Origin of the sequence: Pseudomonas serboccidentalis, assembly GCF_028830055.1 — a bacterium.
In the GTDB taxonomy this organism is placed as follows: domain Bacteria; phylum Pseudomonadota; class Gammaproteobacteria; order Pseudomonadales; family Pseudomonadaceae; genus Aquipseudomonas; species Aquipseudomonas serboccidentalis.
The window spans coordinates 752,999-779,931 of record NZ_CP101655.1; the positions used below are offsets into that span (position 1 = coordinate 752,999).

At 60.5% G+C, this 26,933-nt stretch carries 30 protein-coding genes and 1 pseudogene; 18 read left to right on the forward strand and 13 right to left on the reverse strand.

Annotation, left to right across the window (positions count from 1 at the left end; genetic code table 11):
• Positions 1–97: 97 nt before the first annotated feature.
• The 3 genes from rnd (at position 98) to NN484_RS03460 (ending at position 2,572) form a co-directional block, all read left to right on the forward strand.
• Positions 98–1,231, forward strand: a complete 1,134-nt coding sequence (gene rnd, locus NN484_RS03450; RefSeq protein ID WP_215501578.1) for a ribonuclease D — start codon at positions 98–100, stop codon at positions 1,229–1,231.
• Positions 1,228–1,521: a YcgL domain-containing protein gene (locus NN484_RS03455; protein ID WP_047598109.1), complete on the forward strand. Its 294-nt coding sequence runs from the start codon at positions 1,228–1,230 to the stop codon at positions 1,519–1,521. Before rnd ends, NN484_RS03455 begins: the two co-directional genes overlap by 4 nt.
• Positions 1,522–1,639: 118 nt before the next feature.
• Positions 1,640–2,572, forward strand: a complete 933-nt coding sequence (locus NN484_RS03460) for a D-2-hydroxyacid dehydrogenase (protein ID WP_274658581.1) — start codon at positions 1,640–1,642, stop codon at positions 2,570–2,572.
• An 81-nt stretch (positions 2,573–2,653) separates the two neighbouring features.
• On the opposite strand, the gene NN484_RS03465 is transcribed toward NN484_RS03460, so the two are convergent.
• Positions 2,654–3,247, reverse strand: a complete 594-nt coding sequence (locus tag NN484_RS03465; RefSeq protein ID WP_127649764.1) for a nitroreductase family protein — start codon at positions 3,245–3,247, stop codon at positions 2,654–2,656.
• A gap of 164 nt (positions 3,248–3,411) precedes the next feature.
• Between NN484_RS03465 and NN484_RS03470 the strand changes: the two genes are divergently transcribed.
• On the forward strand, positions 3,412–3,861 hold the full coding sequence (locus NN484_RS03470) for a YcgN family cysteine cluster protein (RefSeq protein WP_003222605.1): 450 nt from the start codon (positions 3,412–3,414) through the stop codon (positions 3,859–3,861).
• 35 nt (positions 3,862–3,896) lie between these two features.
• Positions 3,897–5,126 (forward strand): hypothetical protein, encoded by a 1,230-nt coding sequence (locus NN484_RS03475; protein WP_274658582.1) that lies wholly within the window; start codon positions 3,897–3,899, stop codon positions 5,124–5,126.
• Positions 5,127–5,221: 95 nt separating this feature from the next.
• Here NN484_RS03475 and NN484_RS03480 read toward each other — a convergent pair whose 3' ends face one another.
• From NN484_RS03480 to NN484_RS03495, 4 genes are all read right to left on the reverse strand, one after another.
• Positions 5,222–5,599, reverse strand: a complete 378-nt coding sequence (locus NN484_RS03480; RefSeq protein WP_127649766.1) for a YgaP family membrane protein — start codon at positions 5,597–5,599, stop codon at positions 5,222–5,224.
• 82 nt (positions 5,600–5,681) lie between these two features.
• Positions 5,682–6,152 (reverse strand): RNA methyltransferase, encoded by a 471-nt coding sequence (locus NN484_RS03485; RefSeq protein ID WP_007911337.1) that lies wholly within the window; start codon positions 6,150–6,152, stop codon positions 5,682–5,684.
• A 131-nt stretch (positions 6,153–6,283) separates the two neighbouring features.
• Complete coding sequence (locus NN484_RS03490) at positions 6,284–6,655, reverse strand: YajD family HNH nuclease (RefSeq protein WP_064586446.1); 372 nt, start codon at positions 6,653–6,655, stop codon at positions 6,284–6,286.
• 50 nt (positions 6,656–6,705) lie between these two features.
• On the reverse strand, positions 6,706–7,392 hold the full coding sequence (locus NN484_RS03495) for a spermidine synthase (RefSeq protein WP_047598150.1): 687 nt from the start codon (positions 7,390–7,392) through the stop codon (positions 6,706–6,708).
• A gap of 80 nt (positions 7,393–7,472) precedes the next feature.
• On the opposite strand from NN484_RS03495, the gene NN484_RS03500 reads away from it, so the two are divergent.
• The gene (locus NN484_RS03500) at positions 7,473–7,757 is read left to right on the forward strand and encodes a hypothetical protein (protein ID WP_127649767.1); all 285 of its coding nucleotides are present in this window, start codon (positions 7,473–7,475) and stop codon (positions 7,755–7,757) included.
• On the opposite strand, the gene NN484_RS03505 is transcribed toward NN484_RS03500, so the two are convergent.
• Entirely contained in the window at positions 7,754–8,227 is a 474-nt protein-coding gene (locus NN484_RS03505; protein WP_127649768.1) for a cyclic nucleotide-binding domain-containing protein, read from the reverse strand. The genes NN484_RS03500 and NN484_RS03505 overlap by 4 nt on opposite strands.
• A 228-nt stretch (positions 8,228–8,455) precedes the next feature.
• Positions 8,456–10,510 (reverse strand): S9 family peptidase, encoded by a 2,055-nt coding sequence (locus tag NN484_RS03510; RefSeq protein ID WP_274658583.1) that lies wholly within the window; start codon positions 10,508–10,510, stop codon positions 8,456–8,458.
• Positions 10,511–10,736: 226 nt separating this feature from the next.
• Between NN484_RS03510 and NN484_RS03515 the strand changes: the two genes are divergently transcribed.
• Genes NN484_RS03515 through NN484_RS03525 form a run of 3 tightly spaced genes read left to right on the forward strand, consistent with a single transcriptional unit; the run spans position 10,737 to position 12,584 of the window.
• Positions 10,737–11,234 (forward strand): hypothetical protein, encoded by a 498-nt coding sequence (locus NN484_RS03515; RefSeq protein ID WP_064586450.1) that lies wholly within the window; start codon positions 10,737–10,739, stop codon positions 11,232–11,234.
• Positions 11,235–11,250: 16 nt separating this feature from the next.
• Positions 11,251–12,027: a class II glutamine amidotransferase gene (locus NN484_RS03520; protein ID WP_007969599.1), complete on the forward strand. Its 777-nt coding sequence runs from the start codon at positions 11,251–11,253 to the stop codon at positions 12,025–12,027.
• A 14-nt stretch (positions 12,028–12,041) separates the two neighbouring features.
• Complete coding sequence (locus tag NN484_RS03525; RefSeq protein ID WP_047598153.1) at positions 12,042–12,584, forward strand: DUF2937 family protein; 543 nt, start codon at positions 12,042–12,044, stop codon at positions 12,582–12,584.
• Positions 12,585–12,669: 85 nt separating this feature from the next.
• Here NN484_RS03525 and NN484_RS03530 read toward each other — a convergent pair whose 3' ends face one another.
• Entirely contained in the window at positions 12,670–13,584 is a 915-nt protein-coding gene (locus NN484_RS03530) for a LysR family transcriptional regulator (RefSeq protein WP_274658584.1), read from the reverse strand.
• Positions 13,585–13,743: 159 nt separating this feature from the next.
• On the opposite strand from NN484_RS03530, the gene NN484_RS03535 reads away from it, so the two are divergent.
• The 4 genes from NN484_RS03535 to NN484_RS03550 all read left to right on the forward strand — a co-directional run bounded on the left by NN484_RS03535 (position 13,744) and on the right by NN484_RS03550 (position 17,476).
• Positions 13,744–15,030, forward strand: a complete 1,287-nt coding sequence (locus NN484_RS03535; protein ID WP_274658585.1) for an MFS transporter — start codon at positions 13,744–13,746, stop codon at positions 15,028–15,030.
• A 78-nt stretch (positions 15,031–15,108) separates the two neighbouring features.
• Positions 15,109–15,861, forward strand: coding sequence for a 5-oxoprolinase subunit PxpA (locus tag NN484_RS03540; RefSeq protein ID WP_215501585.1), 753 nt, complete (start codon positions 15,109–15,111; stop codon positions 15,859–15,861).
• On the forward strand, positions 15,858–16,562 hold the full coding sequence (gene pxpB, locus NN484_RS03545; RefSeq protein ID WP_274658586.1) for a 5-oxoprolinase subunit PxpB: 705 nt from the start codon (positions 15,858–15,860) through the stop codon (positions 16,560–16,562). The genes NN484_RS03540 and pxpB overlap by 4 nt, the downstream gene beginning before the upstream one ends.
• Positions 16,559–17,476, forward strand: a complete 918-nt coding sequence (locus tag NN484_RS03550; RefSeq protein ID WP_215501587.1) for a 5-oxoprolinase subunit C family protein — start codon at positions 16,559–16,561, stop codon at positions 17,474–17,476. The genes pxpB and NN484_RS03550 overlap by 4 nt, the downstream gene beginning before the upstream one ends.
• Positions 17,477–17,563: 87 nt before the next feature.
• Here NN484_RS03550 and NN484_RS03555 read toward each other — a convergent pair whose 3' ends face one another.
• Positions 17,564–18,742, reverse strand: a complete 1,179-nt coding sequence (locus tag NN484_RS03555) for a vWA domain-containing protein (RefSeq protein ID WP_274658587.1) — start codon at positions 18,740–18,742, stop codon at positions 17,564–17,566.
• A 12-nt stretch (positions 18,743–18,754) separates the two neighbouring features.
• Positions 18,755–19,600, reverse strand: a complete 846-nt coding sequence (locus tag NN484_RS03560; protein ID WP_025110627.1) for an AAA family ATPase — start codon at positions 19,598–19,600, stop codon at positions 18,755–18,757.
• Positions 19,601–19,801: 201 nt separating this feature from the next.
• On the opposite strand from NN484_RS03560, the gene NN484_RS03565 reads away from it, so the two are divergent.
• On the forward strand, positions 19,802–20,032 hold the full coding sequence (locus NN484_RS03565) for a DUF4160 domain-containing protein (RefSeq protein WP_274658588.1): 231 nt from the start codon (positions 19,802–19,804) through the stop codon (positions 20,030–20,032).
• A 64-nt stretch (positions 20,033–20,096) separates the two neighbouring features.
• A pseudogene (locus NN484_RS03570) lies at positions 20,097–20,291 on the forward strand (helix-turn-helix domain-containing protein); the annotation flags it as partial.
• Here the strand turns inward: NN484_RS03570 and NN484_RS03575 are convergent.
• Positions 20,288–21,364 (reverse strand): DUF748 domain-containing protein, encoded by a 1,077-nt coding sequence (locus tag NN484_RS03575; protein ID WP_215501588.1) that lies wholly within the window; start codon positions 21,362–21,364, stop codon positions 20,288–20,290. The pseudogene NN484_RS03570 and the gene NN484_RS03575 overlap by 4 nt on opposite strands.
• A 127-nt stretch (positions 21,365–21,491) precedes the next feature.
• Between NN484_RS03575 and cysK the strand changes: the two genes are divergently transcribed.
• Positions 21,492–22,466, forward strand: coding sequence for a cysteine synthase A (cysK, locus tag NN484_RS03580; RefSeq protein WP_127649777.1), 975 nt, complete (start codon positions 21,492–21,494; stop codon positions 22,464–22,466).
• Positions 22,467–22,650: 184 nt separating this feature from the next.
• Complete coding sequence (locus tag NN484_RS03585; protein WP_127649778.1) at positions 22,651–23,589, forward strand: aspartyl/asparaginyl beta-hydroxylase domain-containing protein; 939 nt, start codon at positions 22,651–22,653, stop codon at positions 23,587–23,589.
• 262 nt (positions 23,590–23,851) lie between these two features.
• Here the strand turns inward: NN484_RS03585 and NN484_RS03590 are convergent, their stop codons facing one another.
• Positions 23,852–24,376 (reverse strand): hypothetical protein, encoded by a 525-nt coding sequence (locus tag NN484_RS03590; protein WP_343228790.1) that lies wholly within the window; start codon positions 24,374–24,376, stop codon positions 23,852–23,854.
• A 471-nt stretch (positions 24,377–24,847) separates the two neighbouring features.
• Here NN484_RS03590 and NN484_RS03595 point away from each other — a divergent pair, with 471 nt between their 5' ends.
• Entirely contained in the window at positions 24,848–25,714 is an 867-nt protein-coding gene (locus NN484_RS03595; RefSeq protein ID WP_274658590.1) for a DMT family transporter, read from the forward strand.
• A 123-nt stretch (positions 25,715–25,837) separates the two neighbouring features.
• Here the strand turns inward: NN484_RS03595 and NN484_RS03600 are convergent, their stop codons facing one another.
• Positions 25,838–26,746 (reverse strand): DMT family transporter, encoded by a 909-nt coding sequence (locus tag NN484_RS03600; RefSeq protein WP_215501592.1) that lies wholly within the window; start codon positions 26,744–26,746, stop codon positions 25,838–25,840.
• Positions 26,747–26,933: the final 187 nt, after the last annotated feature.

Consider the following 26,933-nt stretch of genomic DNA (forward strand, 5'->3'; position numbering starts at 1 on the left):
GCCTGGCAGGACATTTCGTTACAGCTCTGGCCCAGCGCAGGCGCGTAAAACACCAGCGGCGATATATACTGCGCGCCATTCTTCAAGGGAGAGCCGTGTGGCCATCGATATTCACTGGATTCGCGACAACGAAAGCCTCGCGCAGTTTTGCGCCGAGTGGCAGCAGCTGCCGTTCGTTGCCCTCGACACCGAATTCATGCGGGTCGACACCTTCTACCCGATTGCCGGCCTGTTGCAGGTCGGCGACGGCAAACGCGCCTACCTGATTGATCCGCTGACCATCGACGCCTGGCAACCGCTGGCGGCATTGCTGGAAAACCCGGCGGTGCTCAAAGTCCTGCACGCCTGCAGCGAAGACCTCGAGGTACTGATGCGCCTGACCGGCAGCCTGCCGGCACCGCTGTTCGACACGCAACTGGCGGCGGCCTACCTGAACCTCGGGTTCTCGATGGGCTATTCGCGGCTGGTGCAGGAAGTGCTCGGCATTGAACTGCCCAAGGGCGAAACCCGTTCCGACTGGTTACAGCGCCCGCTGTCCGACACGCAGATCAGCTACGCCGCTGAAGATGCGGTGCATCTGGCGGAAGTTTTCGTACAACTGCGGCCGAAACTGTCCGACGACAAGTTCGCCTGGGTGCTGGAGGACGGCGCCGAACTGGTGGCCAACCTGCGCCGCGAGACCGACCCGTACGAGGTCTATCGCGAGGCCAAACTGGCGTGGAAACTGTCCCGTGCGCAACTCGCGGTATTGCGTGAGCTGTGCGCCTGGCGCGAGCGTGAAGCCCGCGCGCGCAATCTGCCGCGCAACCGCATCGTCCGTGAGCACTCGCTGTGGCCGCTGGCCCGCACGCAACCGGACAACCTCGTGGCGCTGGGCAAAATCGAAGACATGCACCCGCGTACCGTGCGTCAGGACGGCCAATTTCTGCTTGATCTGATCAAGCGCTCTGGCAGTGTGGGGCCTGATCAATGGCCGCCGGCGGTGCCGGAGCCCTTGCCGGTCGAAGCCGCCGCGCTGATCAAGCAACTGCGCGCCCTCGGTCAGGTCGAAGCCGAACGCCTGGGCATCGCGCCGGAACTGATGCTGCGCAAGAAAACCCTCGAAGCCCTGGTCAAAAGCGGCTTCCCCGAGGGGCCTTATCAATTGCCTGAGTCGCTGCGTGGCTGGCGCCGCGAACTCATGGGCCAGAAGCTGCTCGACAGCCTGGCCACCGCCGGAGAACAGCCTTGAAACGTATTTGTTCCATTTACCAAAGCTCCAAGCGAAGCGGGATGTACCTTTATGTGCTCAAGAGCGATGCTCTGGAGCGCGTGCCGGAACCGCTGATGTTGGCGTTCGGCAAGCCGAAACATTCTTTCGATCTGGTCCTGTCGCCTGAGCGCAAGCTGGCCAGCGAGGACATCGTCGTAGTCCTGGAAAACCTCGACAAGCAGGGCTATCACCTGCAGATGCCGCCGGCCGAGGACGAGTACATCGAACACCTGCCCGAAGAGTTGCTGCGACGCAACGACCCGGTCTGATCTGCGAGGCCCTGTTCTGGGCCTCTTGTCACCCTGGAACTGATTTTACGGCGACGACCGCCACGAAGGAGTGCGACTCCTTCGGCGGTTGCCTGCACGGTTTGCGAAAGGTTTGAAGATGCGCGTTCTGATTGCTGAACACGACCACGCGGTGTACGCCCGGCTGCTGCGTCAGGCGGCCCCCGAACTTGAAGTACTGACCAGTGGCGACTCCGCCGAACTGGCCCGTCAGGCTGCCGATTGCCCGGTGTGGCTGGGCCAGCCGGATCTGCTGGCGACGCTGTTGCGTCAGGGCCATCAACCGCAATGGCTGCAATCGACCTGGGCCGGCATCACGCCGCTGCTCGCCGACGGCTTGCGCCGCGATTATCGCCTGACTCGCGCGGTGGGGATCTTCGGTCAGGTGATGGCCGAATACGTCCTGACCTACATGCTCGGTCACGAGCGTGAAGTGCTGGCGCGTCTGGTCAGCCAGGTCGAGCGCAAGTGGGACAACCGCACCGGTCAGAGTCTGGTCGGGCGCAAGGTGTTGATCGTCGGCACCGGTGACATTGGCCAAAGCGTGGCGCAGTTCCTGCTGCCGTTCGGCGTCGAGTTGTACGGCATCGCCAGCAGCGCACGCGAGCAGGCACCGTTCGTTGAAGTCGGTGCGATGGCGGATCTGCCACGGCTGGTGGGCGAGGTCGATTACGTGGTCAACCTGCTGCCGAACACCGTGCACACTCACGATATCTACGACGCGGCGCTGTTCAAGCAATTCAAGCCGACCGGGCTGTTCATCAACGTCGGCCGCGGCGTGGCGGTGGTCGATGCCGATCTGGTGGAAGCCTTGAAGGAAGGACATCTGGCGGGCGCGGTGATCGACGTCTGCCGTCAGGAGCCGTTGCCGCAACGCCATCCGTTCTGGACCGCCTGGGGCCTGCTGCTGACCGGGCACAGCTCGGCACCGACATCGCCGGCGTTGATGGTGCAGTTGTTCGTCGAGAACCTGAAGGCGTATCAGGCCGGTGAAGCGCTGCGCGGGGAAGTGGATTTCAACCGCGGATATTGAGGTGTAATCAAAAGATCGCAGCCTTCGGCAGCTCCTACAGGGATCAATGTAGGAGCTGCCGAAGGCTGCGATCTTTTGCTTTTAGAGGGTGAAGCTGCCTTCGGCCACCAGCTCGCTCAGCGGACGACGCGGGCTTGGCTCTTCACGGGCCTGCAGGTACTCGGCCAGCGTTGCCTTGTCACCAAGCTTGCCGACAGCGACGGCCGCGTGCAGCGCATAACCTTCAGGGATATTCAGCTCTTTGCGGGTCAGCTCCTGATCGAAACCGGCCATGCCGTGGGTGTGCCAGCCGCTGATGCTCGCTTGCAGCGCCAGGTGGCCCCACGCCGAACCGGTGTCGAAGGTGTGCCACAGCGCCGGGGTCTCTTCGCTGGCGCCGGGTGCGGTGAAGGTAGTTTTCGAGATCACGATCACCAGCGCCGAAGCGTGTTGCGCCCAACTGCGGTTGAACTCATTCAGCAAACCGAGAAAACGCTCCCAGTTCGGCGTGTCGCGACGCGCATAGAGGAAGCGCCACGGCTGCGAGTTGTAGGCCGATGGTGCCCAGCGTGCAGCTTCGAAAAAGCTCAGCAGGGTTTCTTCCGGGATCGCTTCGCCAGTGAAGGCGCGGGGCGACCAGCGATCGGTGAATTGCGGGTGAATGGCGTAATCGGCAACGCGAGGGTTGGCACTCATCGAAGTTTCCTTGCTGTGTTTGAGTCATGAATTCGTGGCAAAACCCTACTGGGCGGCGATTCGGCTGACAAGCGGGATTTACCGACAGTCGCCAGCGCTTGGCCCGCAAGGCCTGGGGCACTAGACTGGCGGCCTTTTCACCACCTGATGTTGATGCTTGAGCCATGGCCGCCAAAGTCGAACCGTTCTGGAAACGCAAAACCCTCGATCAACTGGATCACGAGGAATGGGAATCGCTGTGCGACGGCTGCGGTCTGTGCTGCCTGCAGAAACTCGAAGATGAAGAAGACAACAGCGTCTATTACACGCGCATCGCCTGCAAACTGCTGGACCTGAAAACCTGCCAGTGCAGCGACTACCCGAACCGCATCAAGTTTGTCCCGGACTGCATCCAGCTCACTCCGGGCCAGGCCGAAGAATTCAAATGGCTGCCGCCGACCTGCGGTTACCGACTGGTCAGCGAAGGCAAGGATCTGCCGTTGTGGCACCACCTGGTGTGCGGCGACCGTGACGCCGTGCACCACGAACGGATTTCCCAGTCCGGACGCATGCTCGCCGAAGGCAGTGTGCCGGAGGATGACTGGGAAGATCACCTGATTTTCCGGGCTGGTTAAACGCCCGCAGATTCACGTTTCACCCAGGAGTGTGTATGGCTGTGGGATTGCGGCGGGCGCTGGGCGTTGGGCTGCTGGCGTTGAGTGCGCCAGTGTGGGCGGCAAAGAAAGTCGATCTGGACTACCACGTGCGTCTGTTGCCGCAAAGCGATCAGGCCGAGGTGCGTCTGACCCTGGCCAAAGGCGAAGCGGTGCGCAGCCTCGACTTTGACCTTGGCGATGGCAGCCACTACAGCGACTTCAAGGCCGACGGCCAGTGGCAGTTGACCCCGGGCAAACGGGCTCGGGGTCTGTGGCGGCCGATGGGCGACAAAGCCAGCCTGACCTACCGCGTCAGCGTCAGCCACGGGCGCAAGAGCGGCAGCTTCGACACGCGCATGACCCCGAGCTGGGCACTGCTGCGCGGCGATGATCTGGTGCCGCCGGCCAGGCTCGATCAGCAGGATGGCGTTGAGCTGGTGTCACGTCTGCAATTCGAACTGCCCAACGGCTGGAAAAGCGTCGAAACCGCCTGGCCGCGCATCGGCAAGAACACATTCCGCATCGACAACCCTTCACGCCTGTTCGACCGCCCGACCGGCTGGATGCTCGCTGGCCATCTCGGCAGCCGCCGCACGCGTCTGGGCGAAACCGAAGTCACCGTGGCCTCGCCGCAAGGCCAGGGCATGCGTCGTATGGATGTGCTGACCTTGCTGACATTCGTCTGGCCGCAGGTGCAAGCGGTCTATCCCCGGCATCCGAAAAAACTGTTGATCGTCGGCGCCAATGACCCGATGTGGCGCGGCAGCCTCGGTGCGCACGAGTCGATCTACTTGAACACGCGCCTGCCGCTGGTCAGCGAGAGCGGCAGCAGTGCGCTGGTGCGCGAGCTGGCGCAGGTGTTCGGGCGGATCAACGACGAGCAGCGCAGCGACTGGATCAGCGAAGGGTTTGCCGAGTACTACGCGATCGAACTGGTGCGCCGCGCCGGCGGCATGAGCGATGAACGCTATCAGGCGTTGCAGGCAAAGTTGACCAGGGACAGTCAGAAAGTCACGACCTTGCGCGGCGAGCAGATCAGCCCGGCGCAGCTTTCAAAAGCGGTGATTGTGTTGCAGGAACTGGATCGCGAGATTCGCCTGAAGACGCGCAACAAGCGCTCGCTGGATGATGTGTTGCGCGGGGCGATGCATTTGGGGACCGTGAGTACCAAGGAGTTTGTTCAATTGGCCGAGAGCGTTCTCGGTGAATCCTCGAAAGTCCTTGATACCGCGTTACTACAGTAAAGATCAAAAGATCGCAGCCTTCGGCAGCTCCTACATGTGGAATGCGTTTTCCCTGTAGGAGCTGCCGAAGGCTGCGATCTTTTGCTTTTAAACCATCAAACCCCGGCTTTCGGCGACTTTACCGAATCATTGCCAGTCACCGTAGCGGTGCTGGTCGCCGCCTCGGCGTTGGCCTTGAGCTGGCTCAGCTCTTCACCGGCGCGCTCGATTTTCGCCCGCACGTTGTTCATGTCCTGACGGCTTTTTTCCAGCAGGCTTTTCACTGAGCTGTGCCCGGTGATGCCTCGGGCCATCGCCACACCGCCAATCGCCACCTGAACCAGACCGAAGACGCCGCCACGGCGCAAGCCCTTGCCGACCATGATCACGCCACCGGCCAGCGAGCCGATGCGTTCCCAGCCCTGTACGTTCTGCTGCGAAGGGCTTTGGAACGGAGTGGATTCGATACGTTGGACACGTTTGAGTTCGGTCATGATCTGTCTCCCAGGCAATGTGCAATAGATAGATAAGCTGACTGCCGGGGCGGCCAGCTTGTTCCATCGGATGTACGACGTTTCAGCGGAATTTCGGCCCCGAGCGGGTATTCAGGCCCTTGGCCATGCGGTCGTAGAGCACGACGTTGACCGTGGCGGCGAGGTTCATGCAGCCGGTGGTCGGGATGTAGACCACGTCTTCGCACCAGTCGCGGATCTCTTTATCCAGCGAGCCGTCTTCCGGGCCGAAGATGTACAGCGCACGGTCCGGGTGAGTGTATTCAGGCAGCGGGCGGGCGCCTTCGACCAGTTCCACAGCAACCGGGACGCAGTTGAGCGGGAGGATCTTTTTCAGGTCGTCGATGCCGATGAGCGGGATGTCGTAGTGCACGCGCTTGGTGTCGGTGACGAAATCGGCGGCGCGTTCATAACGCTTGCCGGTATAGAACACCGACGCCACGCCGTAACAGCCTGCGGCGCGCATCACCGAACCGACGTTCTCCGGTGACTTGGGGTTGTACAAACCAATGCAGCTGTAACGTTTGTCTGCCACGAGCGGGGTGCCTTCGGGAAAAAGGAGGCGATTATACGGGGATAAGATCAAAAGATCGCAGCCTTCGGCAGCTCCTACAGTTGAATGGCGTACACCCTGTAGGAGCTGCCGAAGGCTGCGATCTTTTGCTTTTAATCTTCTTTTTTCATGAGCCCGGCGAGGGCCGCAAACGGATTATGCGTCGCCTTGGCAATCTTCGGCGTGCTCAGCGAGCCGTCGTCGAAGTATTGCTGGTCGGTGTAGCGCGAGTGTTCGTTGTCGTGGCAATACAGGCACAACAGCTCCCAGTTCGAGCCGTCCTGCGGGTTGTTGTCGTGGTTGTGGTCGCGGTGGTGCACGGTCAGTTCGCTCAGGCGCTTGCCGGAGAACTCACGGGCGCAGCGACCACACACGTGCGGGTACATTTTCAGGGCCTTGTCGCGGTAGCCCATTTCCTTGTCGCGCTGGTTGTCGGCAAGGATGCGATCGAGCTTCGACGTGTTGGTCGGGGTGGACGAACTCATGGGTTCACCTTTGTAAAAAAGACTAATGACGGTTATGACGCCAGTTTAGCTCAGCCCTTGAGCTTCTCGGCAATCCAGATCGTGTGGCGCGTGCCTTTGTTGCCGTGGGCGAACACCTGGACTTCTTCGGCCTTGAAACCGGCCTTCTTCAATTTGTCGGAAAACTGCCGGTCAGCGCTGGCCGACCACACTGCCAGCACCCCCTTGGGCCGCAGGGCCTTGGCGCAGGCGTTGAGCCCGGCAGCGGAATACAGCCAGCTGTTGGCCTTCTGCGTCAGGCCTTCGGGACCGTTGTCGACGTCGAGCATGATGGCGTCGAAGCCATTCGGCTCGCTTTGCAGCACCTTGGCCACGTCGTCCTGACGGATCACCGTGCGTGGATCGAGCAGCGGCCGACCGGACTTTTCACCCAGCGGCCCACGGTTCCATTCGACGACGCCCGGCACCAGCTCGGCGACCACCACTTCAGCACTCTTGCCCAGATGCTTGAGCGCCGAGGCGAGGGTGAAGCCCATGCCCAGACCGCCGATCAGCACCCGCGAATTCGGCCGTCCGGCGACCTTGCGGCAAGGAATCTCGGCCAGCGCATCTTCGGAACCGTGCATGCGCGTGTTCATCAATTGCCCGCCGTCGCCGCCCTGGATCTTGATGACGAAATCCTCGCCATACTCGAACAGGCACAGGGCGCCACCGTTATCAGGGATCGGCGTGGTGTCGAGCAGAACGAAACGTTTCATGGAAATCTCTACAAGGGGGAAGGCAAGCAGGCCCGTTGGGAGTAGCCTGAGCGCAGACTAGAGGCCAAACGGAGCCCTTGATGAAGCGCACCATTCTAACGGTCATTGCCCTGGCCGCGCTCTCGATTACTGCAGTGCAGGCGCAGCAGACCATTCCGGTCAGCCCGACGCCACAACCCGGGTCGCCCGGTACCGCAACACCGACGCCGTATCCGCAAATCACCCCGATCAGCGTACCGAAGGCCGGCGCCGGCAGTGGCAGTCCGCCGCTGGTGCCGATCGAAATGCCCAGCCCGCCGAGCAAGGATCAACCGGTGCCGGGCATCGAACCGGGCGGCACCAAGAACAAATCCCCCGGCGGCTAGATCTGCTGCGCCGCCAGTTGACCGTCGGCCATGCGCAGGCGTTTGGAGAGGGACACGGCGAGGGCGCGGATGATTTTCGCGGCGATCTTCGGCGCGTCGTTGAGCATCTTTTCCAGCGAGTCCTTACCCAGATTGAGCAACTGACAGTGGCTCGCCGCGATGCAGGTGGCTGAGCGCCGTTCGCCGTCAAGCACGGCCATTTCACCGAACGCCCGACCGCTGCGCAGGGTCGCCATGGTGATGACCTGGCCGTCGGCCCCGGTCTTCTGCACGGCGACCTGACCGGTGTGGATGATGCACATGAAGCTGCCGGCATCGCCCTCGCGGAAAATCGCTTCACCTTGCGCCACGGTGCTGATGCTGAAATAGCCCGAGGCCGCGGCAAAGTCCGCCAGCTGCAATTGATCGAACAGGCCACAGTCCATCAGCCAGTCGCGAATTTCGTTGTTCAGTAGAGTGGGTTCTGACATGTCATTGCGGTCTTTTTGTTTTCACTGTTTCAGGCTTAACACGGTTCCTTGTAGGAGCTGCCGAAGGCTCGGGCCGCGATCGGACGATCTTTTGATTTTGATTTTTTGAAAAGCAAGATCAAAAGATCGTCCGATCGCGGCCCGAGCCTTCGGCAGCTCCTACAGGGGATCTCGGTGATATCGGCCCCTTGGGTCTGGAATTAAGACCCAAGTGACCGACGGAGTTCCTCAGACGATGCCCAAAACCTTGAACACAAATGCATATTCGAGCGCTACGTCACGTAATCCCTGATAACGCCCGCTCATGCCGCCATGCCCGGCGCCGAGTTCGGTCTTGAGCAGCAGCAGATTGTCGTCGGTTTTGGTCGCGCGCAGTTTTGCCACCCACTTGGCCGCTTCCCAGTACTGCACGCGGCTGTCGTTGTAGCCGGCGATCACCAGTGTTGCCGGATAATCCTGCGCGGTGACGTTTTCGTACGGCGCGTAGGCCTTGATCCGCTCATAGACGTCCGGCTCTTGCGGGTTGCCCCATTCGTCGTATTCGGTGACGGTCAGCGGCAGCTCCGGGTCGAGCATGGTGTTGAGCACGTCGACGAACGGCACTTCGGCAATCGCCACGCCGAACAGGTCCGGACGCTGATTGAGCACCGCGCCGATCAGCAGGCCACCGGCGCTGCCGCCGCTGATCGCCAGGTTCTCGGCGGTGGTGATGCCATTGAGGATCAGGAATTCGGCGCAGGCAATGAAGTCGCTGAAGGTGTTGGGCTTGTGTTCCTGCTTGCCGGCGCGATACCAGGCTTCGCCCAGCTCGCCGCCGCCACGCACGTGGGCGATGGCGAAGGCCATGCCGCGATCCAGCAGACTCAGGCGTGCGTGGGAAAACCATGGGTCGAGGCTGGAGCCGTATGCGCCGTAACCATAGAGGTATAACGGCACCGCTTTGCCGACCATTTCGCGCTTCATCACCAGGCTGATCGGCACCTGCGTGCCGTCCGGCGCGGTGGCCCACAGGCGCTGGCTGACGTAGGCGTCGGCGTCGAACGGGCCGAGCACCGGGGTTTCTTTCAGAACGGTTTGCTCGCCGGTGGCCAGCATCAACTGCCGCACCTGTGCCGGACGGTTCAACGCTTCGTAGCGCAGGCGGATGCGGTCGCTCTCGAACTCCAGGCTGTTTTGCACATAGAGGCTGTAGGCCGCGTCCGGCAGTTGCACGCGATACGGCGTCAGGCCTTGCGGGTGAACTTCGATGATCGGCAAACCGCCTTCGCGCAGGCTCAGGGTCATGGCCTCGGCGTTGAGGGTCACGCCGTCGAGCATCACTGTGTCGCTGTGCGGGATCAGGTTCTGCCAGTCGGCTTCGCTCGGCGCGACCCCGGTGTCCGGCGCCTGATACAGGGCGAAGTTGATGCCGTCGCGGTTGGTGCGAATGAACCACGTCCACGCGCCATTGAGCATGCCGTGGTCGACGTCGTATTCGTGATCCTCGACCCGTGGCGCCAGGCAGGTGAAGGGCAGGTGCGGCTGGTGGGCATCCAGCGCCCAGACTTCAGTGGTGGTCTTGCTGCCCAGGGTCAACAGCAATTGCTGCTCGGAACTGGAGCGGTAGCAATGCAGGAAGAAACGCCCGTCCGCCTCGTGGAATACCTCTTCAGCAGCGGTGCCGTCGAGGCGATAACGAAACAGTTTATGCGGACGATGAGTGTCGTCGAGCACGCCGAAAAACAGGGTCAGGCTGTCGTTGGCCCAGGTCATGCTGCCGTCGCAGTCTTCGAACTCCAGTTCGCTGACCTTGTCGTTGGCCAGTTCCTTGACGAACAGCGTGTAGATCTCGTCGCCCGAAGCGTCGACGCTGTACGCCAGGCGCTGGTGATCGGGGCTGATGCTGAACGCGCCGAGGGAGAAAAAGCCGCCATTGGCCAGCACGTTCGGGTCGAGCAGCAGTTGCTCGCGGCTCTCGTCGAGGGTCAGGCTGTCGTCAGCCGGACGCGGGCAGCGGTAATGCCGGGCGTATTCGTCGCCAGCGGTGGTGCGTGTGTAATAGAGATACGGACCCCACGGCGAGGGCAGGGACAGGTCGGTTTCGAGGATCCGGCCCTTGATCTCCTCGAACAGGCTTTCGCGCAGGCCGGCCTGATCGGCGGTCTGTGCTTCCTGATAAGCGTTTTCGGCCTTGAGGTAGTCGAGCACCGCGTCGGTGTCGCGTTCCTGCAGCCAGGCATACGGGTCGGCACCGGCAGCCTTGCGGGCGATCGGGGCACTGATGACGTGGGCGGTTTGGGGCATGGAAGGCTCTCGGACAATGTTCGGAAATGGGTTTTTCGCAGATCTTGAAACCGCTGCGTTCCCCTGTAGGAGCGAGCCTGCTCGCGAAAGCGGTGGGTCAGACAACAATGTTTCAACTGACAGTCCGTATTCGCGAGCAGGCTCACTCCTACAGGTCGTGTGTCTATTGGGACAAGCCTGGCGGGCGAAAAGTCGTTACTATAAGCGCCTCTTTGCCTGCCTTGCCATGGACACCATGACCGAGAACGACTATCTGATCGCCTGGGGCCTCTACGCCTTTGCCGCTGTGGGCTGCCTGTTGGTATGGATGCGCCTGACCCGCTGGATGTGGCGCTGGCTGCGCGAGCCGCTGCGAGTGCTGATGGCAGTGTTGCTGTTCAGCCCGACCATCATTGACCCGGTGAAAGCCAAGGTTGCACCGTCCATCGCCATCACCGCGCTGGATCTGGCCTTCAAGGTCGGCAACAACGCCTGGCGGGCGATTTCCGACCTGTTCATGTACGGCATGATCGCCTTCGGCATCTACCTGATCTTCGTGTTGATCCGCTTCCCGATCGAACGCGCTTCCCGCGCCCGTCGCGAGCAGGCCGAAGCCGCCAAGGCTGCGGCCCGTGCCGATGATCGCGACGACGATCAGCCGTTCGGCGCTGCCGGCGATGACCGCTATGGACGCCCGCCAGTGCCGAATAATCCGCAGCGCATGCGGGTCGAGCCGCGTCTGTAATCCCGAGAGTCCGCACATGTGTGAATTACTGGGCATGAGTGCCAACGTGCCGACCGATATCGTGTTCAGCTTCACCGGCCTGATGCAGCGCGGCGGGCGTACCGGCCCGCACCGCGACGGCTGGGGCATCGCCTTCTATGAAGGTCGCGGCTTGCGCCTGTTTCAGGACCCGGCCGCCAGCAGCGAGTCGGAAGTCGCCAATCTGGTGCAGCGTTATCCGATCAAGAGCGAAGTGGTCATCGGCCATATCCGCCAGGCCAACGTCGGCAAGGTCTGCCTGTCCAACACCCACCCGTTCGTTCGTGAACTGTGGGGTCGCAACTGGTGCTTCGCGCACAACGGCCAGCTCGCCGATTTCACCCCGATCAAGAGTTTCTACCGCCCGGTCGGCGACACCGACAGCGAAGCGGCGTTCTGCGATTTGCTCAACCGCGTGCGTGCAGCCTTCCCGGAACCGGTCGATATAGAAGTGCTGCTGCCGGATCTGGTCGCCGCGTGCGCCGAATACCGCAGCAAAGGCGTGTTCAACTGCCTGCTCAGCGACGGCGACTGGCTGTTCTGCTATTGCTCGACCAAACTGGCACAGATCACCCGGCGCGCACCGTTCGGTCCGGCGCGGCTCAAGGATGTCGATGTGATCGTCGATTTCCAGGCGGAAACCACGCCCAACGATGTGGTCACGGTGATCGCCACCGAGCCTTTGACCGAAAATGAAACCTGGACCCGTTACCAACCGGGCCAATGGAGCCTGTGGCGACGCGGTGAATGCGTCAGCCAGGGCACGACCGAATAAAGGATCTTTCCTCGATGTTGCTCAGTTATCTACGGCTGGTGTTGTTTGCGGCGGGCCTGTTGATCGGTGTTCAGGTACCGGGTTTCATCAACGATTACGCCAAACGCGTCGAAGCCCATCTGATCGAAGCGCAGACCGGTCTGCGTGGTTTCCAGGGTACGGCCGAGCAGTTCTTCAAGGGCGACCTGCAGGCACTGGTCGCGCATTACCGCGCCAGCGAAGACCCGGTGTTTCGCAGCGATGCCGACAGCCTGAGCACCTTGCTCAACCGGCAGATTGCGCTGGATAAACAGTTCCAGGCCATGCAGGGCCCGTGGTACATCCGCTTCCTGCAAGTGGTGCTGGCCGCCGACCCGGACATTCGCAAGGAAACCTGGAACGGCTACAGCTACCAGATCCTGCTGACCCCGGAAGCGATGATCTGGGGCATGAGCGGCGCGCTGCTGCTGTCGTTCGGCATCGAGTGCCTGATTCGCCTGATCGACTGGGTGGTGCTGGGCGGCCGGCGTTTGCGCCAGAGCCGGCCGATTGAAGACCGCGACGTGCGCGGCCTTTAAAAGCTCAAGAGCAAAAGATCGCAGCCTTCGGCTGCTCCTGCATTGATCTCTGTAGGAGCTGCCGAAGGCTGCGATCTTTTGCTGTTCAGTTACTCAAGACGATGTAATTCTCACCCACCTTGCGCGCATATTCCCCCAGCACCTGCTGACACAACGTCACAATCTCCTCGACCCATTCCACCCCGACCCGCCAAGACACCACCACCTGCAGGTTCGGCGGCCGCTGGTCGATGTCGAGCAAGGTCAACTCGCCCCGGGCCAGTTCCTCGGCCACCAGCACCGGCGGCAGGACGCCGATGCCAAAGCCATCGCGCAGCAGCCGGGTAATCGCCGACACCGAGTTCACGCAGTTCAAGCGCGGCGCCAGCACACCGTTGGCCTGCATCAGTGCCAGCAGATCCTGGTGCGGTCGGGAGTTTTTCGAGTAAGTGATGATCCGCTCCTGCGCCAGTTCGCCGAGGTCGGCGTAGTCGCGGTTGTAGATCGAGTGGCTGGCGACGATCCAGCCCAGCGGATGGCTGGCCAGTTCCAGGCTGCGCACGCTCTCGTGGCGCACCAGATCGGTTTGCAGGATCAGATCGAGAAAGCCTTTTTGCAACTGATCGCAGAGGTTGAGCGACGTATCGGCCACCAGCTCGATTTCCACGCGTGGATACAGATCGGTCATCTGCGCCACCAACGGGCTGAGCCAGGTGTGAATCACCGTGTCCATCACGCCGATGCGTACCCGGCCGACCTTGCTTGAGCGGGTCTCGATCGATTGCTTCAGCGCCTGCATGGTGTCGAGCATCTGCTCGGCATAATCCAGCACTTTCAAGCCTTCGGGCGTCAGGCTGACACCGCGTGAATCGCGCAGAAACAGCTTCACCCCCAGTTCGCCTTCGAGCACCGCGATGCGGCTGGAAATCGAGGCCTGGGTGGTGAACAGCTTGTCGGCGGTCAGGCGAAAACTCTTCAGCCGGGCGACCCAGACAAAGGTCTCGAGAAACTTCAGGTTCATGGCAACGGCTCGAGTGACAAATTTTTCTTATGCCTAAGGCGGGTTTTTATTCGTTGGACGCAGCAGGGCGGCGCGCCCAAAAATCGGCGCATCCGGTTCCCACGATAGGCGTCGTCGGGGCTACGAACAAGACCAATAAAAAACCTGCGGAGATAAGCCATGAGTGCTCCCGACACCCTAGAAGCATCCACGGCAACGGCGCGTCCGGGGCCGTTCGAATGGTATCGCAACATCAATCAACAGGAACGCCGCACGTTCTGGAGCTGCAAGATCGGCTACGGTCTGGACGGCATGGACACGCAGATGCTCAGCTTCGTGGTGCCGACCCTGATTGCCATGTGGGGTATCACCACCGGGCAGGCCGGGCTGATTCACACCAGCACCCTGATCGCCTCGGCCATCGGCGGCTGGGTGGCGGGGATTCTCTCCGACCGCATCGGCCGCGTGCGCACCCTGCAACTGACGGTGCTGTGGTTCGCCTTTTTCACCTTCCTCTGCGGCTTCGCCCAGAACTACGAACAGCTGTTGATTGCTCGCACCCTGATGGGCTTCGGCTTCGGCGGCGAATGGACCGCCGGCGCGGTGCTGATCGGTGAAGTGATTCGCGCCAAGGACCGCGGTAAAGCGGTGGGCATGGTGCAATCCGGCTGGGCGCTGGGTTGGGGCCTGACGGCGATTCTGTATGCGCTGCTGTTCTCGGTGTTGCCACCGGAAGACGCCTGGCGTGCGCTGTTCATCCTCGGCATCGTCCCGGCGATCTTCGTGATTTTCGTCCGTCGGCTGGTGAAAGACCCGGAGATCTATCGCGAAGCCAAGGCTGCGCAAACCCCGCAGAACCCGGCGAAGTTCTACGAGATCTTCGCTCCCGGCATGCTCTTCACCACGTTCCGCGCCTCCTTGCTGACCACCGGCGCACTGGGCGGGTATTACGCGATCACCTCGTGGCTGCCGACCTTTCTCAAGAACGAACGTGGTTTGAGTGTGCTTGGCACCGGCGGTTATCTGGCGATGGTGATCGTCGGCTCCTATGTCGGCTATGTGATCAGCGCTTATCTCACCGACCTGCTGGGACGTAAAAAGAACTTCATCCTGTTCGCGGTCGGCTCGTTCACTATCGTGCTGCTGTACACGCAGATGCCGGTCAGCAACGGCGTGATGCTGTGGCTGGGCTTTCCGCTGGGCTTCTTCGCCTCGGGGATTTTCAGCGGCATGGGCGCGTTTCTTACCGAGCTGTTTCCGACGCGGATTCGCGGTTCGGGCCAGGGCTTCTGCTACAACATCGGGCGGGCGCTGGCGGCGCTGTTTCCATTGCTGATTGGCCTGCTCAGCCAGACAGTGCCGTTGAGCGTGGGCATCGGCGCGTTTGCTGCGGTGTCTTACGGGGTGGTGATTCTCGCGGCGTTGAGCCTGCCGGAAACCCGTGGCAAGCAACTGGATGCGCAGTAACTGATAACCTGCGGGGACAGTGCCCAACGGGCATTTGTCCTACGGATAGAAAGACAAGAAGCTACAGGAGTGTTTACCGTGAGCCGCCTGTTATTGAATTGCGACATTGGCGAGAGTTTCGGCAGCTGGACCATGGGTCTGGACGCCGAGGTCATGCCCTTCATCGATTGCGCCAATGTGGCCTGCGGGTTCCACGCCGGCGACCCGAGCATCATGCGCAAAACCGTGAGCCTGGCCCTGAGCCATGGCGTGCAGATCGGTGCGCATCCGGCCTATCAGGATCTGGTCGGCTTCGGTCGTCGTTCCATGGCCTATTCCGCGCAAGAGCTGCAAGACATCCTGCATTACCAGATCGGCGCGCTCGACGGCATTTGCCGGGCGCAGGGTGGGCGGGTCAGCTACGTCAAACCCCACGGCGCGATGTACAACGACATGATGGCCAACCCGGCGCAGTTGCGCGCGGTAATTCAGGCCGTGGCTGCCTACGATCGCACGTTGCCGCTGATGCTGATGGCCACCCGCGACAACGCGGCGGCGCAACAGCTCGGTGACGAATACGGTGTGACCCTGTGGTTCGAAGCCTTCGCCGACCGCGCCTACGACAGCGCCGGTAAACTGCTGTCGCGGCAACTGCCGGGCGCGGTGCATCACGATGCGCAAACCATCATCGAACAGGCCCTGACCATCGCCCGTGGCGGCGACCTCGTCGCCAGCGACGGCAGCGCGCTGCATCTGCAGGCCAACACCCTCTGCGTACACGGCGACAACGCCAGTTCGGTGGCCGCTGTGCAACGCATTCGCGAGGCCCTGAATCAGCAGAGTGCGCCATGAACCCACGCATTGAAGTGGTGGCCCTGGACTGCCTGATGCTGCGCCTGTTCGATGAAATCGCCGAAGCCAACATGCCGTGGATGCTCGCCGCCAGTGAGCGCCTGCGCTCAGTGTTTGGCGCGCAATTGATTGATCTGGTGCCGTCCTACACCACGCTGATGGTGCATTACGACCTGACCACGCTGAGCCCGAACCAGGCCCGTGAATTGATCGCCGAAGCGTTAATTGACCTGTCGCCAAATGCGCGCACCGGTGGTCAGTGTCATGTGTTGCCGGTTTGGTACGACCTCAGTGTCGGCCCCGAATTGAATTTGTTGGCACAGCGCAGCGGCTTGTCTGTGGAGGAGGTGATCCGCCGCCACAGCGCTCGCGAATACCAGGTGTTCGCTCTCGGCTTTGCCCCGGGGTTCGCCTTCATGGGACTGGTGGAAGAGGTGCTGGCAGCGCCGCGTCTGGACACCCCGCGCAAGAAAGTCGCCGCCGGCAGCGTCGGCATCGCCGAACGACAGACCGCCGCTTACCCGGTGGTATCCCCCGGCGGCTGGAACCTGATCGGCCGCACCCCGGCGAAACTGTTCGACCGCCATCGCGACGGCTACAGCCTGATGCAACCGGGCGACACAGTTCGATTCGAAGCGGTCAGTCATGCCGAGTTCATCAATCTGGGTGGCGATGACACGCCACTGGAGGCGCAGGCATGAGCCGACTGATGATCGAAGCAAGTACACCGCTATGTTTATTGCAGGATGCCGGACGCTTCGGCGTTCGCCATTTGGGTGTGACCCAGGGCGGCGCGGCGGATGGGTGTTCGATGAGCTGGGCCAACTGGTTGCTCGGCAATGCGCTGGATGTACCGGTGATTGAGGTCACGCTTGGCGGGTTTGCCGTAATCGCTGAAGACGATTGCTTGCTGGCGCTGGCCGGCGCGGATCTCGGTGCGCAGATCGATGGGCAGGCGCTGGCGCCGTGGCGCAGTTTCAAACTGGGCAAGGGGCAGAAATTGCAGTTCACCCAACCGTTGCTCGGGGCCCGGGCCTATCTGGCGGCCCCCGGTGGTTTTGACGCGCCGAAGGTGCTCGGCAGCAGCGCCACGGTGGTGCGCGAAGAGCTCGGTGGGCTAGATGGTATGGGGTTGCCGTTGGCCAAAGGGGCGACGCTGAGTTACCACGGTGAAGTCCTGCAGATGCGTGAAGTGCCGCTGGAGCATCGACCTGATTTCCGGCTGAATACGCCGCTGGATCTGGTGCTCGGCGCACAGATCGGCCAGTTCAGCGGGCAGAGTCTGTTTGATGTGTTCAACAGTCCATGGACACTCGACAGTCGCGCTGACCGCATGGGCATTCGGTTATTGGGCAAGGCGCTGCAGTATCAGGGCCGGCCGATGATTTCCGAGGGGATTCCGTTGGGTGCGGTGCAGGTTCCGCCGGACGGGCAGCCGATTGTGCTGCTCAATGATCGGCAGACCATTGGCGGCTATCCGCGGTTGGGGGCGTTGACGCCGGTGGCACTGGCGCGGCTGGCGCAGTGTCTGCCGGGGGCGCAGGTGCGGTTGCGGCCGGTGGTGCAGGAAGTGGCACACCGTGAGCATGTCGAATATTTGCAGCGTTTTGGTTGAAGATCAAAAGATCACAGCCTGCGGCAGCTCCTGCAGAAAGTTTCGCGTTTCCCTGTAGGCGCTGCGGCACGCTGCGATCTTTTGCTTTTATTTGGACAGAAACCGCATCCCTTCTTCCAATCCACGAAGGGTCAGCGGATACATCTGATCCTCGATCAAATCGCGCACGATATTGGTCGATGAGGTGTAGCCCCACGTGTCCTTCGGATACGGATTGATCCAGATGAGCTTCTTGTACTTCTCCATGAAACGCTGCATCCACACGTAACCCGGCTCTTCGTTCCAGTGCTCGACGCTGCCGCCAGCCTGGGTGATTTCGTAGGGTGCCATGGCGGCGTCGCCGATGAAGATCACTTTGTAGTCGGCGCCGTACTTGTGCAGCAGGTCCTGGGTTGAGGTGCGCTCGGAGGTGCGGCGCATGTTGTTCTTCCACACCGATTCATAAATGAAGTTGTGGAAGTAGAAATACTCCAGATGCTTGAACTCGGTCTTGCAGGCCGAGAACAGCTCCTCGCAGATCTTCACGTGCGCATCCATCGAACCGCCGATGTCGAACAGCAGCAACAGCTTGACCGTGTTACGCCGCTCTGGGCGCATCTGGATGTTCAGCAGGCCGGCGTCCTTGGCGGTGTGGTCGATGGTGCCGTCGATGTCCAGCTCTTCCGCTGCACCCTGACGAGCGAATTTGCGCAAGCGGCGCAGGGCGACCTTGATGTTGCGCGTGCCCAGCTCCACCGAGTCGTCGAGGTTCTTGTACTCGCGTTGATCCCAGACTTTCACCGCTTTGCCCTGACGCTTGCCGGCATCGCCAACCCGGATGCCTTCCGGGTTGAACCCGCCGGAGCCGAACGGGCTGGTGCCGCCGGTGCCGATCCATTTGTTACCGCCGGCGTGGCGTTCCTTCTGTTCTTCCAGACGCTTCTTGAACTCCTCGATCAGCTTGTCGAGGCCACCGAGCGACTGGATCTGCGCGCGTTCCTCGTCAGTCAGCGAGCGCTCGAATTCCTTGCGCAACCAGTCTTCGGGAATCAGCGCCTGCAGGTGATCGTCGAGTTTTTCCAGGCCATTGAAGTAGGCGCTGAATGCACGGTCGAACTTGTCGAAATGCCGTTCGTCCTTCACCAGAATTGCCCGCGACAAGTAGTAGAACTCGTCCATGTCGGCGAAGGTCACGCGCTGTTTCAGCGCGTTGATCAGGTCGAGCAGCTCGCGCACCGACACCGGCACCTTGGCTGCACGCATTTCATTGAACAGGTTGAGCAGCATGGCATCAGCCTCTTAGCGAGAGCCGCGACGGCTCATGAACGCCAGACGCTCAAGCAACTGAACGTCCTGCTCGTTCTTCACCAGGGCACCGGCCAGCGGCGGAATGGCTTTGGTCGGATCGCGCTCGCGCAGCACCGCTTCGCCGATGTTGTCGGCCATCAGCAGCTTCAGCCAGTCCACCAGTTCCGAGGTCGACGGCTTCTTCTTCAGGCCCGGCACCTTGCGCACATCGAAGAACACGTCCAGCGCCTCGCTGACCAGATCCTTCTTGATGTCCGGGTAGTGCACGTCGACGATTTTCTGCAGGGTGGTGCGGTCCGGGAAGGCGATGTAGTGGAAGAAGCAACGGCGCAGGAAGGCGTCCGGCAGCTCTTTCTCGTTGTTCGAGGTAATGATGATGATCGGGCGCTTCTTGGCCTTGATGGTCTCGTCGATCTCGTAAACGTAGAACTCCATCTTGTCGAGTTCTTGCAGCAGGTCATTCGGGAATTCGATGTCGGCCTTGTCGATCTCGTCGATCAGCAGAATGACGCGCTCTTCTGACTCGAACGCCTCCCAGAGCTTGCCCTTCTTCAGGTAGTTGCGCACATCGTGGACTTTTTCGTTGCCCAGCTGCGAGTCGCGCAGACGGCTGACCGCGTCGTACTCGTACAGGCCCTGATGGGCCTTGGTGGTGGACTTGATGTGCCAGGTGATCAACTTGGCGCCGAACGATTCGGCCAGTTGCTCGGCGAGCATGGTCTTGCCGGTGCCCGGTTCGCCCTTGACCAGCAGCGGCCGCTCCAGGGTGATGGCGGCGTTGACCGCCAGCTTCAGGTCATCGGTGGCGACGTAGGCCTGGGTGCCTTCGAACTTCATCTGCTAATCCTCGAACGGTAACGCCGACCTGCACGGGCAGGGCGGGGGCGAAAAAACGGATGCCCCGACTATAACGCGCAGCCCGGTCGACTGTGAACGCAGACGGCTTATTCAGTCTCTGAATGGGGCGTCACATGTTGACTCGGTTTCGGCCCAGGGCCAGCATTCAGGTATCGCCGATTTGGCGATAGCCTTTCGGGCATGACGACTAAATACCGATTTCGCGACAAATACCGCATTCAGTTGCGTGAGAAGGATCATCCTCCGCCCCATGTTCACCCGACCGGTGGTGGTGTGGACGTGATGCTGAGCCTGGAAACCATCGAGGTCATGATGGGCAAGGCTCGGCCGCTGATTATCAAGGAAGCGCAGGCCTCGGTTGCGGCTCATCAGGTGCAACTGCTGGAGGACTGGAAACGATGTTGCCCATGAAAAGGCCTCGTCTGTCGGCTGTGCAGGCACTGTCAGATTTTCGATTGAAACTGACTTTTATTGACGTACCGGACTCTCTCTGAATCAGGCAGCCGAGGCGCTGGGTATCAGTGCCCGCAGCATCAGCCGCTACAGTAGCGGGCGGGAGGCGGTGCCAAGGTCATTGGCCTTGGCTTGTCTTGGTTGGGATTCATTGCAGCAAAGATCCACGCTGGCAACTGAAGAGTCTGGTCGATATATCGTCAATCGTAAGTCTTAGCCCGCATCCGGCTTCGGTCGCTCATACCGCGCATTGAAGGCCTGGATGAAGCCATTGCGCAAAATCTGCAAAAACGCTTCGAACGCGCTGATATTTTGCTGATGCACGCTGCCGCTGAGCTCGACCCGGGTGGCGAACTGGTTTTTGGCCTGGTTCTTCAGCACGGTTTCCGTGCCGCCCACCAGTGCCTCCCAGACCGAGCGGAAGATGCTCTTGTTCTTGTTTTCCACGTCCTGCTGCCAGTTGAACACTTCGACGTCGCGCAGCAGTGGCTTGATGTAACCACTGACCTGGGCTTTTTTCGCCTGGGCTTCGATCACGACATCACCGTGGCCGGCGTTGAAGTCGAACTTGCCGTAGGCCGAGGCGAAGTCGTTCATGCTCTTGAGTTCGATGTCACGGGCGCGCAGGCGGAACTGGAAATCTTCGAAATTGCTCAGCGGATCAAAGGTCGCGCTGGTTTCCAGGGGCGCATGCCCCAGCAGCAGGGCCTTGCCTTCGAAGCGGGCATCGCGTTTGCCCTGTTTGTCGACCACGTTGGTCAGGTTGTAGATGCTGGCCTCGACCTGGGTGGCATTCATATTCACCGGTGGATGGGAGCTGAAGTTGCGGAAGCTGATCTTGCCGTCGTGAATCTGTACCTCGTCGAGGGTGATCGGCAGCAGTTTACTGAGCTGCGCGCGCCAGTCGGTGCCTTTACCGGTCTGGGAGTTCTGCTTGTTGGCCCCGCCATCGACGAAGTTGACCTCGGGATTGAGGAACTGCACCTGCGCCACCACCGCATGGTCGTACCACAGCGAGTGCCAACTGACCGACAGATCGATCAGCGGTGCGTTGACGAACGGCACCGGTACCTTGCCATCGACCTTTACGATTTTCAGTCCGTTGATTTTGTAAGCGCCGCGCCACAGGGCCAGATCGACGTCGGTGATCTGGCCCCGGTAATCGCCCATGTCCGCCAGTTTGTTGTTCAGGTAGTCGCGCACCATGTAGGGCAGGGCAATGTGCAGCGCGATCAGCAACACAACGACGACGGCGAAAATCCCGAGTGGCCAACTGTAGCGACGCTTCATGACGGCAATTCCTTGACGATGTAAGCGATTGACTGTTGTGTAACGCAGACGTTCGACCTGACTGGACTGCGCCAGGCAACAGGCATACCTTGAAAGGCTGAATTCAACGCTGCATAAGGACCCAGCCATGAGCCGCATTTTCGCTGACAACGCCCATTCCATCGGCAATACGCCACTGGTGCAGATCAACCGCATCGCGCCGCGTGGCGTGACCATTCTGGCCAAGATCGAGGGGCGTAACCCCGGTTATTCGGTCAAGTGCCGGATCGGCGCGAACATGATCTGGGATGCCGAAAGCAGCGGCAAACTCAAACCGGGCATGACCATCGTCGAGCCGACCTCCGGCAATACCGGCATTGGCCTGGCTTTTGTCGCGGCGGCACGCGGTTACAAGTTGATGCTGACCATGCCGGCCTCGATGAGTATCGAGCGCCGCAAGGTGCTCAAGGCGTTGGGTGCAGAGTTGGTCCTGACCGAACCGGCCAAGGGCATGAAAGGCGCGATCGAGAAGGCCGCTGAGATTGTTGCCAGCGATGCCGACAAGTACTTCATGCCGTCGCAGTTCGACAATCCGGCGAACCCGGCGATTCACGAGAAAACCACCGGTCCGGAAATCTGGAACGACACCGATGGTGCCGTGGATGTACTGGTGGCTGGCGTCGGCACCGGCGGAACCATCACCGGCGTTTCGCGGTATATCAAGAATACCCAGGGCAAACCGATCCTGTCGGTGGCGGTGGAACCGGTGTCCTCGCCGGTGATCAGCCAGGCGCTGGCGGGCGAAGAGATCAAGCCGAGCCCCCACAAGATTCAGGGAATTGGTGCCGGTTTCGTGCCGAAGAACCTCGACTTGTCGATCGTCGACCGGGTGGAACAGGTCACCGACGACGAATCCAAGGCCATGGCGCTGCGATTGATGCAGGAAGAAGGGATCTTGTGCGGTATCTCTTGCGGCGCGGCCATGGCGGTTGCGGTGCGACTGGCAGAGACCCCGGAGATGCAGGGCAAGACCATCGTGGTGATCCTGCCGGACTCCGGCGAGCGCTATCTGTCGAGCATGTTGTTCAGCGATCTGTTTACCGAACAGGAGAATCAGCAGTAAGCGAATTGATTCAGATCAGCCGGGGTTCAGGATCGTTATGCTAATAAATGCTTTGTTGCGCAATTCTTAACACTGAATCTTGGGTTGTGCGGGTTTTTCCCGAGGCCGGTAGTGTTTATCATGGCCGGCTGCCATGCCGGGTAAAGGGCATTGCGCAGCGTTGTCTTTATTCAAGGAGTCGTTGATGACCTTTTCGTTAGCCGCCAAGGTGTTGGTGTTGCTGCTGTTTGTGGGCAGCATCCTCTATGTGCATTTGCGCGGCAAGGCGCGTTTGCCGGTCCTGCGTCAGTTCGTCAACCACTCGGCGCTGTTCGCTCCTTACAATGCTCTGATGTACCTGTTCTCCGGCGTGCCATCCAAGCCGTATCTGGATCGCAGCAAGTTTCCGGAGCTGGATGTGCTGCGCGACAACTGGGAAACCATTCGCGACGAGGCCATGCACCTGTTCGACGAGGGCTACATCCGCGCCGCCGAGAAGAACAATGACGCCGGTTTCGGCTCGTTCTTCAAGAAGGGCTGGAAGCGTTTCTACCTCAAGTGGTACGACAAACCGCTGCCGTCGGCCGAAACCCTGTGCCCGAAAACCGTGGCGCTGGTCAGTGCGATTCCCAACGTCAAAGGCGCAATGTTTGCGCTGTTGCCGGGTGGCAGCCATCTGAATCCGCACCGCGATCCGTTTGCCGGCTCCCTGCGTTATCACCTGGGTCTGTCGACGCCGAACTCCGACGATTGCCGGATCTTCGTGGACGGTCAGGTCTACGCCTGGCGCGACGGTGAAGACGTGATGTTCGACGAGACCTACGTGCACTGGGTCAAGAACGAAACCGAACAGACCCGCGTCATCCTGTTCTGCGACGTCGAACGTCCGCTGAGCAACCGCCTGATGACCCGCATCAACCGCGCCATCAGTGCCTGGCTGGGCCGTGCCACCGCGCCGCAGAACCTTGACGACGAACGTGTCGGCGGGATCAACCAGGCCTATGCCTGGAGCAAGCACTTCAGCGACAAATTCAGTGGCGTGGTCAAACAGTGGAAGCGTCGCAATCCCAAGGCCTACCGCATCATGCGCCCGGTTTTGGCGGTGGTGGTGCTGACATTGCTGGGGTATTGGCTGTTTGGTTGAGGCTGGATGTTGTAATGAAAAAACCGCTCCTTGTGAGCGGTTTTTTTTGTCTGTAGATAAGTCTACAGTCGGCCAGCGGCGAGTACGTTTGGCTCTTCGGTTTCAGTGCCCGTTATAAGTAACTGCAGCAGACGCCTCTGACTCGCGGTGAGCGTTACCTCGCCGGATTTTCTCCCGCGAGAAAGTATGTCTTTTCTGGAGGAAGGCTTCTTTGTTGATTTGCTCATTTTTCCACCAGTGTTGATCGTTAATTGAACAGTTTTCACGATACTAGGTTCTCCAAGGTTTTGACAAGGCGGCCCCCAGCGTCGAAGCCGAAACCAAGCTCTTGATAGTGGGAAATTGCGCCCCTTAAAGGTTCTTGAATCTCGAGAACCTTGCTGCCAATGAGCTGGGCGTATTGTTCAATCACAATCATCGCCAGTGCCCCGATACGTTTTTTTAACGGATGGGGTTCGTAGGGACGTCCCTCCAAACGCACAACTCGTATTCTGTTTTTGCTGGCATTTGGATTTGCGAAACACAGCCCGCAAAGTTCTTCTTCAAACCAGATAGCGATGTCCAGAGATGAGGGCTCCCGACCCTTCCACTCAATGACCTCGTTCCAGCAAAAGTGCTGGTCTCTCCAGAGAGTAGATGCTTGCAGTGCTTGCTGGTCGATAGGTTCGAAACGAACTTTCGATAAATCGATGGCAGCAGGACCATAGCGTTCCAGTTGAAGCTGAAGTTGGTGGGTGACGATAGCCGCCCGCTTCCTCGCCTCTGACCGATACAACTGATACCGCAAATTCGTCCGTTCCCTTGGCATGTGATCTCGAGCATTCCCTGTCTCCCCATCAATGGGCCTATCCGTTGCTCGTCAGCCTATGCGCCAGCCATCGACCTGTCCCTGCTGGCTCTTTGTCCAAATCATTGCAATCCATGTCCCGCGCTGGTTATAGTCGGCGCTCGTGAATCAGGCGATTCACTTCCAAGTCCCTCAAAAAAGATCAGCCCCAATGCCTGCATCCCTCATCAACGCGGTAGTCGATTCAGCGGTCAACGCTGGCGTCGTGCCGTGCGGGAATCAGCAGCCTGGGCAGATCAGTCATTACCCTCCACCTGTCAGTAGCACGCCAGTGTGCGCAGTCGTATCACCGCCGGGCGTTGGCGTTTCGGGCTGATCGGCATTTTCTGCTGACCCCTGCGCCCGCCAGAAAAACCTACTGAATTTCAGCCTCGGCTGAGTTGGCTATGTGCCTGACTACAGGTGGTATTCATGTTTGTCCTTTCGAAAAAAACCGCGCTCGCGGCGACGTCCACGAGCCTGTTCGTTCTGTTGTGGAGCAGCGGGGCGATTTTCTCCAAATGGGGCCTGGCCCACGCTTCGCCCTTTGCCTTTCTGCTGATTCGCTTTGTGATCGCCCTCTGCGGGCTGTTGCTGTTGGCGCCATTGCTCAAATTGAAGCTGCCCAAGGGCGGCAGGCCGATGCTGTATGCGATCGCCACCGGCGTGGTGCTGTTGGGGGCTTATCAGATTTTCTATCTGCTGGCGCTCAACACCCGAATCACCCCCGGCGTGATGGCGACCATCATGGGCGTGCAGCCGATCCTCACCGTGGTCTTGATGGAGCGTCAGCGCTCGGTGAGCCGGATGTTCGGTCTGACCCTGGGCCTGGCCGGTCTGGTCATGGTGGTTTATCAGGGGATCGGTCTGGCGGGGATGTCCTGGGCAGGCATGTTGTTTGGCCTGCTCGCGTTGGCGAGCATGACCCTCGGGTCGATCATGCAGAAACGCATCACCGAAAATCCCCTCGGCACGCTGCCGGTGCAATACCTGGCCGGGCTGTTGTTGTGCGGGATCTTCGTGCCGTTTCAACCGTTCCACTTTGAACACAGCGCAGGTTTCATCGTGCCGGTGTTGTGGATGGGGCTGGTGGTGTCGGTGCTGGCGACGCTGTTGCTGTACCGCCTGATCGCCCGGGGCAATCTGGTGAATGTCACCAGCCTGTTCTATCTGGTGCCGGCGGTGACGGCGGTGATGGACTATCTGATTTTCGGCAATCGTCTGGCGGCGTTGAGCGTGCTGGGGATGCTGTTGATCATTGTTGGTCTGGCGTTTGTGTTCCGTAAATCTGCGGGATAACCGCAAGCCGGGCCAGGCATTTACGGTGTCTGGTCCGGCCTCTTCACGAGCAGGCTCGCTCCCTTCAAGTACCGGCATACAAGCGGGCTCGCTCGCGAATACGGCCTTATTAACGCCGCAAAATCATCGAACGGCCGCGGCAGAAGGCTTCACCACCGCAGGCTTCAACACCAGCCACAACGCCAGCGCAATCAACACCCCGCCATACAGATGCGCCATCGACAACGGCTCATCCAGCAGCAACGCGCCCCACAGCACGCCGAATGCCGGGATCAAGAATGTCACGGTCATCGATTTGACCGGGCCGATGGAGCTGAGCAGGCGGAAATAGATGATGTAGGCGAACGCTGTGCAGCCCAGACCCAGGCCCAGCAGCGACAGCCAGACATTCCATCCGCCCCAGCTTGCCGGTGGAGCGGTGATCACGCTGTAGCCGAACAGTGGCAAGAGAAACAGCGAGGCGCCGAGCATGCTGCCCACGGCCGAGAGGCGACTGTCGAGCCCACCGCTGTGATCCAGCCAGCGTCGCGTGAGAAATCCGGCGAAACCATAGCAAGTGGTAGCGAGCAGGCAGGCGAGGGCGCCCATCAGCAATTGCAGATCGAAGGCCACCGGCCCAGCGCGCGTCAGCACACCGACACCGAGCAAGCCGAGAAACACCCCCGTCAGTTTGGCGACCGTGAGTTTTTCACTGAAAAACAGCCCGCCAATCAATACGCCCATCAACGGTGTGGTGGCATTGAAGATCGCCGAGTAACCGGCCGGCAACACTTGCGCCGCGACTGAATACAGCGTCGCCGGAATCCCCGAGTTGATCACGCCCAGCAGCATCACGGTTTTCAGTTTGCCCTTGAAATCCCAGCTGATGCGCATCAACCCGAGAATCACCAGCAGCCCGACGGCAGCAATCGACACCCGAAAGAACGCGGTCGGAATGGTGCCGATCACCGGCGCAATAATGCGCATGAACAGGAAACTTGCGCCCCAGATGGCTGCCAGCGACAGCATGCGGAAAATATCGACAGCGCTCACGATGGCACTCCTTCCTTGATCGGGTCGAGAGTGTTGCCGAGCCTCCGGACGATGGCAACCGCTAATCGGGCATTTAAGTGCGCAAACTGCTCTGCACAGGAAAAACTCCAGCGCCGGACGCCTGCGCTTGGTTTTTGGCAGAAATTGCACTTCACCTGCGCCCGGTTCCGTGGCTAAGCTCTGGCAC